This is a genomic window from Streptomyces sp. NBC_00557 (assembly GCF_036345995.1).
In the GTDB taxonomy this organism is placed as follows: Bacteria; Actinomycetota; Actinomycetes; order Streptomycetales; family Streptomycetaceae; genus Streptomyces.
Map to the genome: position 1 here is coordinate 5,544,354 of NZ_CP107796.1, position 15,108 is coordinate 5,559,461.

Sequence of the window (15,108 nt, forward strand, 5' to 3'; positions counted from 1 at the left end):
GGACGACCGGGTTTGGCGGTAACCGTCGTAGAGTTACGTCTATTTAACACGCAAAACTCACTATGTAATGCAGGCTTGGGGAACACAAGGGGGTGCGCATGACCGGTCGTCCGGGAAGAGCCGGCAGGAGCGGCGGTCCGGCCGGCGCCGGAGAACTCCTCGAACTGGTCCGCAGCGGACGGGCGGTGACGCGCGGTGCGCTCCAGCAGGCGACCGGACTGTCCCGGGCGACCGTCGGCCAGCGCCTGGACCGGCTGTTCCGGGCGGGCTGGCTGCGCGAGGGCGCCGGCGGCCCGGTCGGCTCACCGCTCGGCGGCCGCCCCTCCATCACCCTGGAGTTCGACGACTCCCACGCCGTCGTCCTCGCCGCAGACCTGGACACCCGGCACGCCCGCGCGGCCGTGCTGTCCCTGACCGGCGAGATCCTCGCCGAGCACTCGGGAACACTGGTGATCGGGGACGGCCCGGAGGTCGTACTGCCCGAACTGGGCCGCTGGTTCGGCGAGTTGCTGGAGAAGGCGGGCCGCCCGGCGGCGGACGTCTGCGGCATCGGACTCGCCGTGCCCGGCCCGGTGGACACCCGGAGCGGCCGGGTGGTGCAGCCGCCGATGATGCCGGGCTGGGACGGCTACGACATCACGGGCCGCCTGTGCCGCGCCTTCACCGAGCACACCGGCGCCCCGTCCGTCCCCGTCCTGGTCGACAACGACGCCAACCTCATGGCGTACGGCGAGCAGCGCGCCGGCCACCCCGACTGCGCGGCCTTCGTCCTGGTCAAGGTCTCCACCGGCATCGGCGCCGGGGTGGTCGTGGACGGGTCGGTCTACCGGGGCATCGACGGCGGCGCCGGCGACATCGGGCACATCCGGGTCGGCGCCGACGCGCTGTGCCGGTGCGGTGCGCAGGGCTGTCTCGCCGCCGTCGCGAGCGGGGGCGCCGTGGCCCGGCGGCTGGCGGAGAGCGGGGTGCCGGCCGCCTCCGGCGCGGACGTACGGGACCTGCTGGCGGCCGGGCATCCGCAGGCGGCGGCCCTGGCCCGGGAGGCCGGGCGCCGGGTCGGCGACGTCCTGGCGACGGTGGTGACCCTGCTGAACCCCGGGGTGCTGATGATCGCGGGCGACCTGGCCGGAACGCCCTTCCTCACCGGCGTACGGGAGATCCTCTACCAGCGGGCGCTGCCCCGCTCCACGGCGCACCTGGACGTCGTGACCTCCCGGCTGGGAGAGCGGGCGGCGCTCATCGGAGCGGGGGCGCTGGTGGTGGAACACCTGTACGCGCCGGAGCGGGCCGAGGAGCGGCTGCGGGCGCTGGGCGTGTGACACAGGCGTGTGACATGGGGGTTTCCGGGTACTGGGCAAGGTCCGCATGGTGAAATCCGGCGGGCTGTGGCAGCGTGATTCTCGCCACCCTTGATAAGGGTTGCGCTCAGATGAGCGGATCTTGGGCGACTGCACTTCTCCAAGGGGTGGCACTGGGTGCCACCCCTTGATCGTTCATCGATCGAAATCAGACGTGCAGGTTGCCCGCTCATCTGAGCAGAGAATACGCCTTCGGGAGGTAGTTGCATTCAAGAAGTGAACACATTCGATGGTGTCGGCTTGCCAAGCCTTGACTTTCGATCCGCTGGCGGACGACTGGTTACAGGCTCATGACGCACAAGTGGACGTACCGATGTTCCTTCGATCTGGGTATGTTCCTCGCCGTCAGGGCAGCCACCGCGGCCTCAAGGAGTCGAGACCCGTGTCGGAAAACAAAGAACCCCACGTAGTGAAGTTCGTTTACGACTTCACCGAGGGCAACAAGGACCTCAAGGACCTCCTCGGCGGCAAGGGCGCCAACCTCGCCGAGATGACCAACCTCGGGCTGCCGGTCCCTCCCGGCTTCACCATCACCACCGAGGCCTGCAAGGTCTACCTCGAGAGCGGCGAGGAGCCCGCGGCACTGCGTGACGAGGTGAGTGCGCACCTCGAGGCGCTCGAGGCCCGTATGGGCAAGAAGCTGGGCCAGCCCGACAACCCTCTGCTGGTCTCCGTCCGCTCGGGCGCCAAGTTCTCCATGCCCGGCATGATGGACACGGTCCTGAACATCGGCCTGTCCGACAAGTCGGTGCAGGGCCTGGCCAAGCAGGCCGGCGACGACCGCTTCGCATGGGACTCCTACCGCCGCCTGATCCAGATGTTCGGCAAGACCGTCCTCGGCGTCGACGGCGACCTCTTCGAGGAGGCCCTCGAGGCGGCCAAGGAGGCCAAGAAGGTCACGGTCGACACCGACCTGGAGGCCGCCGACCTGAAGAAGCTGGTCACCAAGTTCAAGAAGATCGTCAAGGCGGAGGCCGGCCGGGACTTCCCGCAGGACCCGCGCGAGCAGATGGACCTCGCCATCAAGGCGGTCTTCGACTCGTGGAACGGCGAGCGCGCCAAGCTCTACCGCCGCCAGGAGCGCATCCCGCACGACCTGGGCACCGCCGTCAACGTCTGCTCGATGGTCTTCGGCAACCTCGGCCCCGACTCCGGCACCGGCGTCGCCTTCACCCGCGACCCCGCCTCCGGCCACCAGGGCGTCTACGGCGACTACCTGCAGAACGCCCAGGGCGAGGACGTGGTCGCGGGCATCCGCAACACCGTCCCGCTCGCGGAGCTGGAGAAGATCGACAAGAAGTCGTACGACCAGCTCATGCAGATCATGGAGACGCTGGAGAACCACTACAAGGACCTCTGCGACATCGAGTTCACGATCGAGCGCGGTCAGCTGTGGATGCTCCAGACCCGCGTCGGCAAGCGCACCGCCGGCGCCGCCTTCCGCATCGCCACCCAGCTGGTCGACCAGGGCCTGATCGACGAGACGGAGGCGCTGCAGCGCGTCACCGGCGCCCAGCTCGCCCAGCTGATGTTCCCGCGCTTCGACGAGGACGCGAAGGTCGAGCAGGTCGCGCGCGGCATCGCGGCCTCCCCGGGCGCGGCGGTCGGCAAGGCCGTCTTCGACTCGTACACGGCCGTCAAGTGGTCCCGCTCCGGCGAGAAGGTCATCCTGGTCCGCCGCGAGACGAACCCCGACGACCTGGACGGCATGATCGCGGCCGAGGGCATCCTGACCTCCCGCGGCGGCAAGACCTCCCACGCGGCCGTCGTGGCCCGCGGCATGGGCAAGACCTGTGTCTGCGGCGCGGAGGAGCTCGAGGTCGACACCAAGCGCCGCCGCATGACGGTCCCCGGCGGCCGCGTCGTCGAAGAGGGCGACGTCATCTCCATCGACGGCTCCACGGGCAAGGTCTACCTGGGCGAGGTCCCGGTCGTCCCGTCCCCGGTGGTGGAGTACTTCGAGGGCCGGATGCACCCCGGCGCCGACGACGCGGACGAGCTGGTCGAGGCGGTCCACCGCATGATGGCCTTCGCCGACCGCAAGCGCCGGCTGCGGGTGCGGGCCAACGCCGACAACGCGGAGGACGCGCTGCGGGCCCGCCGCTTCGGCGCCCAGGGCATCGGCCTGTGCCGCACCGAGCACATGTTCCTCGGCGACCGCCGCGAGCTGGTCGAGCGCCTGATCCTGGCGGACACGGAGGAGGAGCGCGAGGCGTCCCTGAAGGCCCTGCTGCCGCTCCAGAAGAAGGACTTCGTCGAGCTGTTCGAGGCGATGGACGGCCTGCCGGTCACCATCCGCCTCCTCGACCCGCCGCTGCACGAGTTCCTTCCGGACATCACGGAACTGTCGGTCCGCGTGGCCCTGGCCGAATCCCGCCAGGAGCCCCACGAGAACGACCTGCGCCTGCTCCAGGCGGTGCACCGCCTGCACGAGCAGAACCCCATGCTGGGCCTGCGCGGCGTGCGCCTCGGCCTGGTCATCCCCGGCCTGTTCACCATGCAGGTCCGGGCGATCGCCGAGGCGGCGGCGGAGCGCAAGGCGGCCAAGGGCGACCCGCGCGCCGAGATCATGATCCCGCTCGTCGGCACGGTCCAGGAACTGGAGATCGTCCGCGAGGAGGCCGACAAGGTCGTCGCGGAGGTCGAGGAGGCGACGGGCACGCGGCTGAAGCTGGCGATCGGCACGATGATCGAACTCCCGCGGGCTGCGCTCACGGCCGGTCAGATCGCCGAGGCGGCGGAGTTCTTCTCCTTCGGCACGAACGACCTGACGCAGACGGTGTGGGGCTTCAGCCGCGACGACGTCGAGGCCTCGTTCTTCACCGCCTACCTGGAGAAGGGCATCTTCGGCGTCAGCCCCTTCGAGACGATCGACAAGGACGGCGTCGGCTCCCTGGTGAAGGCGGCGGCGGAGGCGGGCCGGCGCACCCGCCCCGACCTCAAGCTCGGCGTCTGCGGCGAGCACGGCGGCGACCCCGAGTCGGTCCACTTCTTCCACGAGGTCGGCCTGGACTACGTCTCCTGCTCCCCCTTCCGCATCCCGGTCGCCCGCCTCGAGGCGGGCCGCGCGGCGACGCAGTCGGAGGGCAGCGACCACCGCTAGGCCCTTCCGGGCCCCACAACCCCGAAGCCGCCGCTGGTCCCCGACCCTCACCGATCGGCGGCGGCTTCGGCGCACGAAAGAGGAGAGGCGGCACCCCGTGCGGGGGGTGCCGCCTCTCCGCGCACGGTCGGACCGGTCCGAAGCCCTTGTCTCCTCGCCGTGCCCTCCGGACGTGGCCGGCGTCTGCCGACCCAGTGGCCGCCGGCGGGCCGTCGGTCTGTAGGCGCCGTCAGGCCACCCCAGGGTCCTGCTGCGAGCCGACCGGATCATCCACCTGCGAGGTCTCCGCCCGCTGCACCGAGTACCGCGCCCCCCCGCCGCGGGCCGCTGGTCGCCTACCTCGACTCGATCGAGCAGGCAAAGCCCCTCCGGCCGATGACGCCCGCCAAACGGGTGGCCCTGGCCGAAGCCAACGCTGCCCGCCGCAGGTGCCCCGAGTGCGGTCGGATGCCGGATGCGTCGTCCCGCTCTCGCCCGGCATGTGCGTGCCGTGCGCCTGTCCCGAGGAACAGGGCGTCGCCCGAACAGCACCCGCTCCGAGGGGACTGTTGAGTCAGCACCACGCGTCTTTGCACTCCGGTCGCCGTCGAGCTGGTGACCGCACGCCGCCGCTGCCTCCGCTTCGGAACCGACCCTTTCCCCACGTGGCCACGAGCCGTGGAACCCGGCGCGACGGCCGGGCCACCGACCTGCCCGGGGACGCCCCCGCAAGCCGAAAGGCCTACCAGTAAAACTGACGGGCCGTCATGAAAATCGCGAACCCAATTACTTTATCGCCGGATCTCCAGAGGCGCCATCGGTGCTGATCCACGGGTCGGAGACGCGCCAGCATCTGGCCTAACACCGCAGGTCGGACGTTATCGCAGGCAGTTCGCACGGAAAGCGTGAAGAAGCTGGATGCAGCTCAAACTCTTGCATCCCCAAACCAATCGACAGTCTCCTCGGCTATATGAGGAGAGAGAGGACGCAAGATGTCCCCGAAACGCACGGTGACGCGCAAATGGCACGAAGGCGAGGGTACTCCCTCGCGTCACTCCCGGCTGGGCGCGCGGGCGGCGGCACTGATCGTGCTCGGCAGCGTGGCAGGTCTCTCGGCGGCGCCCATGGCGCACGCCGCAGCTCATGATTCGCTCAAGACCCTCCGCTCGAGCGGTACCTTCGCCGTCTCCAAGGACAGGTCGAAGGCGAGGGACGAGGCCGAGGACAGGTCGGAGGCGAGGGACGAGGCCGAGGACAGGTCGGAGGCGAGGGATGAGGCCGAGGACAGGTCGGAGGCCAGGGGTGACGACGACCGGTCGGAGGCGAGGGATGAGGCCGAGGACAGGTCGGAGGCCAGGGGTGACGACGACCGGTCGGAGGCCAGGGATGAGGCCGAGGACAGGTCGGAGGCCAAGGAAGACGACGACCGGTCGGAGGCCAGGGATGAGGCCGAGGATAGGTCGGAGGCCGGGGATGACGACGACCGGTCGGACGCCAAGAATAGTGAGGATGACTGGGCGGAATTCTTCGATGACGGCTTCCAGATCATCGTCGTCGTCAACAACAACAACAATAACAACAACGGCAACCAGGCCAACAACAACAACAATAACAACAACGGCGCCCGCAAGGCCAACAACGTCAACAACAACACCTGATTTCCCGGGTCCGGGCGGATGGAAAAGCCGTCTGCCCGGATCGCGATTTCCTCCGGCGCTCCGGTTGCAGGGGGCGCTTTCCCGGCCTCTCCTGCCGGAAGGCGCCCGCACAGCTGCGGGCGGGTCGCCGTGGATCCTGCCGAGGTGTGCCCGTCGCCTCGGCCGGTCATCCCCGGCCTGTTCACCATGCAGGTCCGGGCGATCGCCGAGGCGGCGGCGGAGCGGAAGGCGAGGGCGGCACCTAGTGCGGAGGTGCCGCCCTTTCGCGCGACCAGGATCGACTGCCGCAGCGGCGACTTTCGGCCGGTGAACTGATCGGCCGCGCAGGCCTTCCCGGCTTCAAGTGGTACCCGAGTGACGGCGACCTCAGCGTCTCGACGATCCTCGTCTGTGTGGTCGGCTGTCCCGCCCTCGCATGGATCGTGGGCCGCGCCAGCGCTCGGAAGGCGGCAGCCAGCCCACTGGCCGTACGGCGCAACGCCGTTCAGAAACCTCCCGCTGAATGGGGGTTGCTCCCGCTCGTCCCGAGCGTCGCGCAGGTCGTGCTGCCGTTGGCCGTGGGACTCCTGCTGGCCGTCGTCACCGGGAAGGCCGCCGAGTCCGGCTACCTCGTCACCGGCGGCGGCGCCGTCTTCTGGACGGCAAGGGCGTGCCGCTGCTGCTGGCCTGCGCCTTCGGGGCCGTAACCGTAGCCGCCCTGGGATCCCTCCCCCTGGTAGGCCGCCGTATCGACCCCGAGTTGATCCGGCGGGACTGAGGGCGGCAGGCGGAGTGGGGGCGGCGCCCGGTGTGGGCGCCGGTCCCTGCTCAGCGAGGTGCCCGCCTCCCCGGGGGCGAGCTTTCAGGAAGGCGCTCCCTCAGAACACTCCCTCCGTGTTCACCGGTCCCACCTGGAAGACGCCGGAGCAGATGGTCCACGGTGCCGGGAGCAGGGCGGCTGTGCGGGAGGCCGGTGGGTAGATGCGCAGGTAGGTGCCGGTGCGCAGACAGGCGCCGCCGACCGGGCCGTTGGTGGTGCGGATGGTCGCCGAGGCGGAGTGGCCGGGGGAGAGGGTGACCGTGCCGTAGGAGCGGCCGCTGCGGGTGGCGGCCGGGCCGATCTGGTGGTGGGCGGTGTCCAGGACGCTGACGCCCGGATAGCCGCGCAGGGCGCAGCTGCTCGTGCTGGTGTTGGTGAAGCGGACGGGCCAGTACAGCGACCCGGCGGCGCCCTCCTTGCGGCCCGTGGAGAGGTACAGGTCGCTCACGGCACAGGTGCGGACCGTGGCCGGGGCCCGGGTCGCCGCCCCAGGCGCGCTCCACGCGGCGCCCGCCGCCGTGAGGCCCACGAGGGCGGCGGTCAGCGCGGCGGCCGCGGCGCGCCGGGGGAGGGTCCGGAGGAGTCCTGGGGAGGACGTATGCGGATTCGGGTGAGGGACCATGGCACATCAGCCTCTGTCGGGTGAACGGGTTGATGGATGGATGAAGGTCACTCTCTTTGATGCGCGCCGGGCCGGAAAAGTTGTGGGTGATCCGGCCAGACCTGGGTCCGGTCCCGGCCGGTGACACACGGCCGCAACCCGCCTTTCGCAATCGGCCCGCATGGTTGATCGTCGGGCGGTGCATCTATGACGAAGAGGCGACCGAGGGCTGGGGGCACGGACGATGACGATGAGCCGTAGGGGAGTGCTGGCCGCGGGGGCCGCGGCGGGGGCCGGGCTGCTCGCCGCCTGCGGGTCCGACACCGGGCGCGGCGGCGGGGCGTCGGGGACCGGGCTGTCGCAGTGGTACCACCAGTACGGCGAGACCGGCACCGAGCAGGCCGTGAAGCGGTACGCCGCCGCCTACAAGAAGGCGCACGTGACCGTGCAGTGGCGGCCGGGGAACTACGACCAGCAGACCGCCGCCGCCCTGCTCACCGGCTCCGGCCCGGACGTCTTCGAGGTCAACGGACCGACGCTGGACCAGATCCAGGGCGGGCAGGTCGTCGACCTCACCGATCTGATCGAAGGGGTCAGGGACGACTTCAATCCGGCCGTGCTCACGCCGAAGACGTACGACGGCCGGGTCTGGGGCATACCGCAGGTCATCGACATGCAGATGCTCTACTACCGCAAGAGCCTGCTGAAGGACGCCGGGGTCGAGCCGCCCGCCACGCTCGACGCACTCGTGGACGCCGCCCGGGCGCTCACCACCGGCAAGGTCAAGGGACTGTTCCTCGGCAACGACGGCGGAGCGGGCGTGCTCGGCGGCACGCCGCTGTACGCCGCGGGGCTGCGGCTCGTCACCGAGGACGGCAAGGTCGGGTTCGACGACCCCGCCGCCGCCCGCACCCTCGGCAAGCTGCACCGGCTGTACGCCGACAAGTCCCTCCTCCTCGGCGCGCCCGCCGACTGGTCCGACCCGTCCGCGTTCGTCCAGGGGCTGACCGCGATGCAGTGGTCCGGGCTGTGGGCGCTGCCGCAGGTGCAGAAGGAGCTGGGGGACGACTTCGGCGTGCTGCCGTTCCCGAAGGACGGCGGCGCGGGCCGGCCGTCCGTGCCCGTGGGGGCGTACGGCTCCGCCGTCAGCGCGCGCAGCCGGCACAAGGCGGCCGCCAAGGAGTTCGTGCGCTGGCTGTGGGTCGAACGCACCGACTTCCAGGAGGACTTCGCGCTGTCGTACGGCTTTCACATCCCGGCCCGGATCTCGCTGGCGAGGAAGGCCGCCAAGCTGCGCTCCGGCGCCGCCGCCGACGCCGTGCGCTTCACCACCGACCACGGCTACGCCCAGCCCCTGCTGTGGACGCCGGCCGCCCAGACCGCCTACCAGGACGCGCTCAGCCGGATCATCAGGAGCGGGGCGAGTCCGGAGAGCGAACTGCGGGCCGTCGTGCGGAAGGTGAGCGCCGAACTCGACCGCGTGAAGAAGGCGAAGAAGAACTCGTGAGGCGGCGCAGGACCCTGTGGTTCTGGGCGTTCGTGGGGCCCTTCGTGCTCGGGCTCGCGCTGTTCACCTACGTTCCGCTGCTGTGGAGCGTGGGCCTCAGCTTCTTCGACGCCCACAACACGGTCACGCCCACGCACTTCGTCGGGCTGGACAACTACACGGCGATGCTGCGGGACGACGCGTTCGTCGACAGCCTGAAGACGTTCCTCGTCTTCACGGCCTTCATCGTGCCGGTCACCTACGTCTTCTCGCTCTCCCTCGCCCTGATGGTCAACCGGCTCGAGCGCGCCCGCGCGTTCTTCCGGTCGGTCTTCTTCCTTCCCGCCGCGTGCAGTTACGTCGTCGCCGCGCTGGTCTGGAAGATGTCCCTGTTCAACGGGGTGCGGTTCGGGCTCGCCAACACCGTCCTCGGGTGGTTCGGCGCGGATCCCGTGGCCTGGCTGTCCACCACCGACCCGCCGTGGTACTGGCTGGTCATCGTGACCGTACGGCTGTGGCTGCAGGCCGGTTTCTACATGATCCTCTTCCTCGCGGGGCTGCAGCGGATCGATCCGGTGCTGTACGAGGCGGCCGCCGTGGACGGCGCCCGGCCCGGCTGGACGGTGCTGCGGCACATCACCCTGCCCCAGCTGCGGGCCACCTCGGTCGCGGTGCTGCTGCTGCTCGTCGTCAACGCCTTCCAGGCCTTCGACGAGTTCTACAACCTGCTGTCCGACGCCCGGGGTTACCCGCCGTACGCCCGGCCGCCGCTGGTCTACCTCTACTACACCGCGCTCGGCCAGGGGCAGAACCTCGGTCTGGGCAGCGCGGGCGCGGTGATCCTCGCGCTGATCATCGCGGTCGTCACGGTGGGGCAGGCGCGGTGGCTGCGGCTGGGAAGGACGGACACCGATGGATGACGCCCTGGTCCGGGCCGGGCGGGCGCTCAGACTGGTGCTGCTGATCGCGCTCGCCCTGCTCTTCCTCATCCCCTTCTATCTGCTGGTCCGCAACGGGCTGTCCAGCGAGCAGGACATCACCTCCCCCGGATGGACCTTCTTTCCGCGCGAGGTGAGGTGGGGCAACGTCCGGGAGCTGTTCGACGATCCGTCCGTCCCGTTCGCCCGTTCCCTGCTCAACTCCGCGCTGATCGCGGTCGCGACCACGCTGGGCACCCTGCTCCTGGCCTCGCTCGCCGGCTACGGCCTCGCCCGCATCCCGTACCGGCACGCGAACAAGGTCTTCTACGGCATCCTGGGCACCCTGCTGGTCCCGGCCGCCGTCACCTTCGTACCGAGCTTCGTGCTGGTGTCGACGCTGGGCTGGATCTCCACCCTGCGCGGGCTGATCGTGCCGACGCTGTTCTCCGCGTTCGCCTGTTTCGTCTTCCGCCAGTACTTCCTGGGTTTCCCGCGGGAGCTGGAGGACGCGGCGCAGGTCGACGGGCTCGGGTACTGGCGCACGTACTGGCTGGTGGTCGTGCCGAACGCGCGGCCGGTGTTCGCCGCCGTCGGCACCATCGTGTTCCTCGGGGCGTGGAACTCCTTCCTGTGGCCCCTGGTCATCGGGCAGGACCAGAGCGCCTGGACGGTGCAGGTGGCGTTGTCGTCGTTCACGACGTCGCAGGTGATCAGGCTGCACGAGCTGTTCGTCGCGGCCGTCGTGTCGATCCTGCCGCTGCTGGTGGTGTTCCTGTGCTTCCAGCGGTGGATCGTGGCCGGGGTGGAGCGGTCGGGGATCGACTGATCCCCGGCGTGCCCCGGCTACAGCGTGGCGCCGCTGTCCACGACCAGGTCGGCGCCGACGACCGGCGCGGCGTCGTCCGAGGCGAGGCAGAGGACGGCGGCGGCGACCTCCCCGGCTTTTCTGGAACGATCAGTCAAGCAACTTCACGTCAAGCACCTTCAGGCCGCGCGTACCTCGTACGCCGCCACCCGGACCTCCGCGTCGTCCAGGCACTGGCCGCTGACCAGGTCGAAGCGCTGCTTCAGCAGCGGGGAGGCCACGAACGGGCGGCCGGCGTGGGTGCCGGTCAGGCCGCGGGAGAGGACGGCGGCGCCGGTGAAGGGATCGCGGTTGTCGACGGCGTACAGGCGGTCGGCGCGGTCCCGGAAGAGGGCCACCTGGCGGCCGTCCGGCAGCAGGGCGGCCACCCCGCGGCCCGGCGTCAGCACGCTCAGGTCGCAGGCGGTGAACCAGCCCTCCGCCACGCGGAGCTGGACCTTCAGATCGGTGGTCTCGACAGCCAGGGTCATCGGGCGCTTCCTTCCAGGACGTCGTCGGCGGGCCGCATGCCGATGTTCAGCAGCGGCAGGTCGGGCTTGATCTGGTCGCGCTCGGGGACGAAGGCGACGACCGGGTCCGGGGTGTCCGGGGCGTTCACGAAGGACACGAACCGGGCGAGCTTCTCGGGGTCGTTGATGGTCTCCGCCCACTCGTCGCGGTAGTGGGTGATGTGCGCCCGCATCAGCGCCTCCAGCTCGTCGCAGATGCCGAGCGAGTCGTGCACCACCACGTCCCGCACATGGTCGAGGCCGCCGGGGATGCGCTCCAGCCAGGTCGAGGTGCGCTCCAGGCGGTCGGCGGTGCGGATGTAGAACATCAGGAACCGGTCGATCAGACGGACCAGTTCGGCGTCGGACAGGTCCTGGGCCAGCAGGTCGGCGTGGCGCGGGGTGGCGCCGCCGTTGCCGCCGACGTACAGGTTCCAGCCGCCCGCGGTGGCGATCACCCCGAAGTCCTTCGACCGGGCCTCGGCGCACTCGCGCTGGCAGCCGGAGACCGCCGACTTCAGCTTGTGCGGCGACCGCAGGCCCCGGTAGCGCAGCTCCAGGTCGATCGCCATCTTCACCGAGTCCTGCACCCCGTACCGGCACCAGGTGGAGCCCACGCAGGACTTCACGGTCCGCAGCGCCTTGCCGTACGCGTGGCCGGACTCGAAGCCGGCGTCCACCAGCCGGGCCCAGATGAGCGGCAGTTGCTCGACCCGGGCGCCGAACATGTCGATCCGCTGGCCGCCGGTGATCTTCGTGTAGAGGCCGAAGTCGCGGGCGATCTCGCCGATCACGATGAGCTTCTCGGGCGCGATCTCACCGCCGGGGATGCGCGGCACCACCGAGTACGAGCCGTTCTTCTGCAGGTTGGCCAGGAAGTGGTCGTTGGTGTCCTGCAGGGCCGCCTGCTCGCCGTCCAGGACATAGCCGCTCGCGCCGATCGCCGGGGCGAGCGAGGCGATGATCGAGCCGACCGCCGGCTTGCAGACCTCGCAGCCGTCGCCGCCCCGGGCGCCCTCACGGCCGTACCGGTCCAGCAGCTCCTGGTACGACGTGATGCGCAGGGCGAGGACGATCTCGTACAGCTCCTCGCGGGTCTGGGCGAAGCAGCCGCACAGGCCCTTGTCGACCTCGACGCCGGAAGCCTCCAGCTCGGCGTTGACGAGCTGGCCGAGCACCTTCACGCAGGAGCCGCAGCCGGTGCCGGCCTTGGTGCACTTCTTCACCTCCGGCACGGTGGTGCACCGGTGCTCCGTCACCGCGCCCCGGATGGTGCCCTTGCTGACGTTGTGGCAGGAGCAGATGATCGCCTCGTCCGGCAGGGCGGACGGGCCGAGCTGAGCCCCCGAGCCGGCTCCGGCGGGCAGGACGAGCGACTCGGGGGAGACGGGGGGCACCGAACCGGTCAGCGCGCGCAGGGTGCCGTACGCCTCGGCGTCGCCGACCAGGATGCCGCCGAGCAGCGTGCCGTCCGGGCCGATGACCAGCTTCTTGTACAGGCCCGCTCGGGAGTCGGAGTAGACGACGTCCAGGCAGTCCTCGGCGGTGCCGTGCGCGTCGCCGAAGGACGCCACGTCCACGCCGAGCAGCTTCAGCTTGGTGGACAGGTCGGCGCCGGTGAAGGACGCCTCGTCCCCGGCGATGGCGGCCGCGGCGGTCTCCGCCTGCTCGTAGCCGGGCGCCACCAGGCCGTACACCCGGCCGTCCGCCGCCAGCGCGCACTCGCCGATCGCGAACACGTGCGGGTCGCCGACGGTACGGCACTGCTCGTCGACCGTGATGCCGCCGCGCTCGCCGACCGCGAGGCCGCAGTCCCGGGCCAGCTGGTCGCGCGGGCGCACTCCGGCGCTGAACACCACCATGTCGGTGGCCAGTTCGGAGCCGTCGGACAGCTTCATGCCGGTGACGGCGCCGGAGGCGTCCGTGACGATCTCCTGCGTGCCCACGCCCGTGTGCACGGTCAGACCCATGCCCTCGATGGTCCGCAGCAGCGCCGCGCCACCGCCCTCGTCGACCTGTACCGGCATCAGGCGCGGCGCGAACTCCACGATGTGCGTGGCCAGTCCGAGCCCGTTGAGTGCGCCGGCCGCCTCCAGGCCGAGCAGGCCGCCGCCGACCACCGCGCCGGTCCTCGCCCGCGTCTTCGCGTACTCCTCGATGGCGAGCAGGTCCTCGATGGTCCGGTAGACGAAACAGCCCTCGGCGTCCTTGTTCGGCACCGGCGGCACGAACGGGTAGGAGCCGGTGGCCAGCACCAGGGTGTCGTACGCGAAGACCCGGCCGGACCTGGCGGTCACCTTCCTGCCCGCGCGGTCGACGGTCTCGGCGGGATCGCCGACGTACAGTTCGATGCCGTGCGCGTCGATGAACTCCTGGTCGGTCAGCGACAGTTCCTCGGGGCTCTTGCCCGAGAAGTACGAGGTGAGGGCGACGCGGTCGTAGGCGGGGCGCGGCTCCTCGCACAGCACGACCACGCGGTGCGTGGCGGTCAGGCCGCGCTCGGCGAGCGCTTCGAGGAAGCGCTGGCCGACCATGCCGTGGCCGACGAGCACGATCGTGGGGGTGGTGTCCGTGGACATCAGGAGCCTCCGTCGTTGGTGAGCAGGTGGAGCAGGGGGCCGCCGTCCGTCGGGAGCGGCTCTGCTCCCTCCCAGGCGCGGGCGAGCGCGCCGACGGTGCCGAGTTCGCCGACGAGGACCCCGCCGACCAGGCGGTCGTCGCGGACGACGACCTTGCGGTAGGTGCCGCGGGTGGCGTCGGCGAGCCGCACGACGTCGTCGCCGGGGCGGGCCTCGGTCTCGCCGAACGCGGCGAGGTCGAAGGGGGAGCCCGGGCCGGTGAGGGTCAGCCGGGTCAGGGAACGCGTGCCGGAATACCGGGCGCGGGAGTCGCCCGCGAGCAGCTCGGCGAGCGCGTCGGCCTGTTCGAGCGCCGGCGAGGCCAGGCCGTAGACCGTGCCGTCGTGCTGCACGCAGTCGCCGACGGCACGGATGTGCGGGTCGGAGGTGCGCAGCTCGTCGTCGACGAGGATGCCCTTGTGGACGGCGAGGCCGGCCTGCTCGGCGAGCCCGGTGCGCGGGCGCACCCCGCAGGCGAGGACGACCAGGTCGGCGTCGAGCGCGTACCCGTCGGCCAGTTCCACCGACCGGACGGCTCCCGCGACGCAGCGCACGTCCCGCACCCGGCACTCGGTGTGCACCTCGACGCCCAGGCCGGTGAGGTGCCGCAGCACCAGCCGGGAGGCGTCCGGGTCGAGCTGGCGTTCCATGAGCCGCTCGGCCTGCTGGGCGAGGACCACCTGCGCGCCGCGCACGGCGAGCGCGCGGGCCGCGGAGACGCCGAGCAGTCCGCCGCCGATGACGACCGCGCGCACCCCCGGCCGGACCGCCTTGGCCAGCCCCAGGCAGTCGTCCATCGTGCGGAACGCGTGGACGCCCTCGGGAAGTTGGCGATCGGGGGTGAACAGACCGCGCAGCGGCGGCAGCACGGGGTTGGACCCGGTGGCGAGAACCAGCGTGTCGTATGCGATCGAGGAGCCGTCGGCGCACTCGACGGTCCGGGCGCCCCGGTCGATGCCGGTGACCCGGGCGCGCAGCAGCCCGTCCGGCGCGGGCAGGCCGATCACCTCGGGGGCGTACCGGCCGGCCAGCACCTCGGCGAGCAGCACCCGGTTGTACGGCGGGTGCTCCTCCTCGCCGACGAGCAGCGCGGGCGTGCCCAGCTCGCCGAGCCGCCGGGCGAGCCGTACGCCCGCGAGGCCGGCGCCGATCACCACCACACGCGTATTCGAGGTCATGTCCCTGAGCGTGCGGTCCCGACGTTACCCGGCCGCATCACGCCTGTTTCCCGTG

11 protein-coding genes and 2 pseudogenes are annotated in these 15,108 nt (G+C 70.9%); 8 read left to right on the forward strand and 5 right to left on the reverse strand.

Translation table 11 applies throughout. From position 1 onward, the window contains the following. The first annotated feature begins 98 nt into the window (after positions 1-98). From OG956_RS24210 to OG956_RS24230, 5 genes and pseudogenes are all read left to right on the forward strand, one after another. A complete protein-coding gene (locus OG956_RS24210; protein WP_330340083.1) occupies positions 99-1,319 on the forward strand; it encodes an ROK family protein in 1,221 nt (406 codons plus the stop codon). Between the two features lie 421 nt (positions 1,320-1,740). Next, positions 1,741-4,461, forward strand: a complete 2,721-nt coding sequence (gene ppdK, locus OG956_RS24215; RefSeq protein ID WP_330340084.1) for a pyruvate, phosphate dikinase — start codon at positions 1,741-1,743, stop codon at positions 4,459-4,461. 183 nt (positions 4,462-4,644) lie between these two features. Beyond that, a pseudogene (locus OG956_RS24220) lies at positions 4,645-4,973 on the forward strand (RRQRL motif-containing zinc-binding protein); the annotation flags it as partial. A gap of 459 nt (positions 4,974-5,432) precedes the next feature. Then, positions 5,433-6,098, forward strand: coding sequence for a hypothetical protein (locus OG956_RS24225; protein WP_330340085.1), 666 nt, complete (start codon positions 5,433-5,435; stop codon positions 6,096-6,098). A gap of 509 nt (positions 6,099-6,607) precedes the next feature. Next, on the forward strand, positions 6,608-6,784 hold the full coding sequence (locus OG956_RS24230) for a hypothetical protein (RefSeq protein ID WP_330340086.1): 177 nt from the start codon (positions 6,608-6,610) through the stop codon (positions 6,782-6,784). Between the two features lie 171 nt (positions 6,785-6,955). Here the strand turns inward: OG956_RS24230 and OG956_RS24235 are convergent, their stop codons facing one another. After that, the gene (locus OG956_RS24235; protein WP_330340087.1) at positions 6,956-7,345 is read right to left on the reverse strand and encodes a DUF4232 domain-containing protein; all 390 of its coding nucleotides are present in this window, start codon (positions 7,343-7,345) and stop codon (positions 6,956-6,958) included. Positions 7,346-7,742: 397 nt separating this feature from the next. On the opposite strand from OG956_RS24235, the gene OG956_RS24240 reads away from it, so the two are divergent. From OG956_RS24240 to OG956_RS24250, 3 genes are read left to right on the forward strand one after another with little or no spacing between them, the layout of a single operon-like run. Continuing rightward, complete coding sequence (locus OG956_RS24240) at positions 7,743-9,005, forward strand: ABC transporter substrate-binding protein (RefSeq protein WP_330340088.1); 1,263 nt, start codon at positions 7,743-7,745, stop codon at positions 9,003-9,005. Continuing rightward, the gene (locus OG956_RS24245) at positions 9,002-9,904 is read left to right on the forward strand and encodes a carbohydrate ABC transporter permease (RefSeq protein ID WP_330340089.1); all 903 of its coding nucleotides are present in this window, start codon (positions 9,002-9,004) and stop codon (positions 9,902-9,904) included. Before OG956_RS24240 ends, OG956_RS24245 begins: the two co-directional genes overlap by 4 nt. After that, complete coding sequence (locus OG956_RS24250; protein WP_330340090.1) at positions 9,897-10,730, forward strand: carbohydrate ABC transporter permease; 834 nt, start codon at positions 9,897-9,899, stop codon at positions 10,728-10,730. Before OG956_RS24245 ends, OG956_RS24250 begins: the two co-directional genes overlap by 8 nt. A gap of 17 nt (positions 10,731-10,747) precedes the next feature. Here OG956_RS24250 and OG956_RS24255 read toward each other — a convergent pair. The 4 genes and pseudogenes from OG956_RS24255 to OG956_RS24270 all read right to left on the reverse strand — a co-directional run. Further along, a pseudogene (locus tag OG956_RS24255) lies at positions 10,748-10,840 on the reverse strand (short-chain dehydrogenase); the annotation flags it as partial. Positions 10,841-10,888: 48 nt separating this feature from the next. After that, a complete protein-coding gene (nirD, locus tag OG956_RS24260; protein WP_330340091.1) occupies positions 10,889-11,239 on the reverse strand; it encodes a nitrite reductase small subunit NirD in 351 nt (116 codons plus the stop codon). Beyond that, a complete protein-coding gene (gene nirB, locus OG956_RS24265) occupies positions 11,236-13,836 on the reverse strand; it encodes a nitrite reductase large subunit NirB (protein WP_330340092.1) in 2,601 nt (866 codons plus the stop codon). Before nirB ends, nirD begins: the two co-directional genes overlap by 4 nt. Continuing rightward, positions 13,836-15,053, reverse strand: a complete 1,218-nt coding sequence (locus tag OG956_RS24270; protein ID WP_330340093.1) for an NAD(P)/FAD-dependent oxidoreductase — start codon at positions 15,051-15,053, stop codon at positions 13,836-13,838. The genes nirB and OG956_RS24270 overlap by 1 nt, the downstream gene beginning before the upstream one ends. Positions 15,054-15,108: the final 55 nt, after the last annotated feature.

Coding starts and splice junctions, on each gene's coding strand:
- OG956_RS24210 (WP_330340083.1), top strand. CDS start 99: ATGACCGGTCGTCCGGGAAGAGCCGGCAGGAGCGGCGGTCCGGCCGGC.
- OG956_RS24225 (WP_330340085.1), top strand. CDS start 5,433: ATGTCCCCGAAACGCACGGTGACGCGCAAATGGCACGAAGGCGAGGGT.
- OG956_RS24240 (WP_330340088.1), top strand. CDS start 7,743: ATGACGATGAGCCGTAGGGGAGTGCTGGCCGCGGGGGCCGCGGCGGGG.
- OG956_RS24250 (WP_330340090.1), top strand. CDS start 9,897: ATGGATGACGCCCTGGTCCGGGCCGGGCGGGCGCTCAGACTGGTGCTG.
- nirD (WP_330340091.1), bottom strand. CDS start 11,239: ATGACCCTGGCTGTCGAGACCACCGATCTGAAGGTCCAGCTCCGCGTG.
- nirB (WP_330340092.1), bottom strand. CDS start 13,836: ATGTCCACGGACACCACCCCCACGATCGTGCTCGTCGGCCACGGCATG.
- OG956_RS24270 (WP_330340093.1), bottom strand. CDS start 15,053: ATGACCTCGAATACGCGTGTGGTGGTGATCGGCGCCGGCCTCGCGGGC.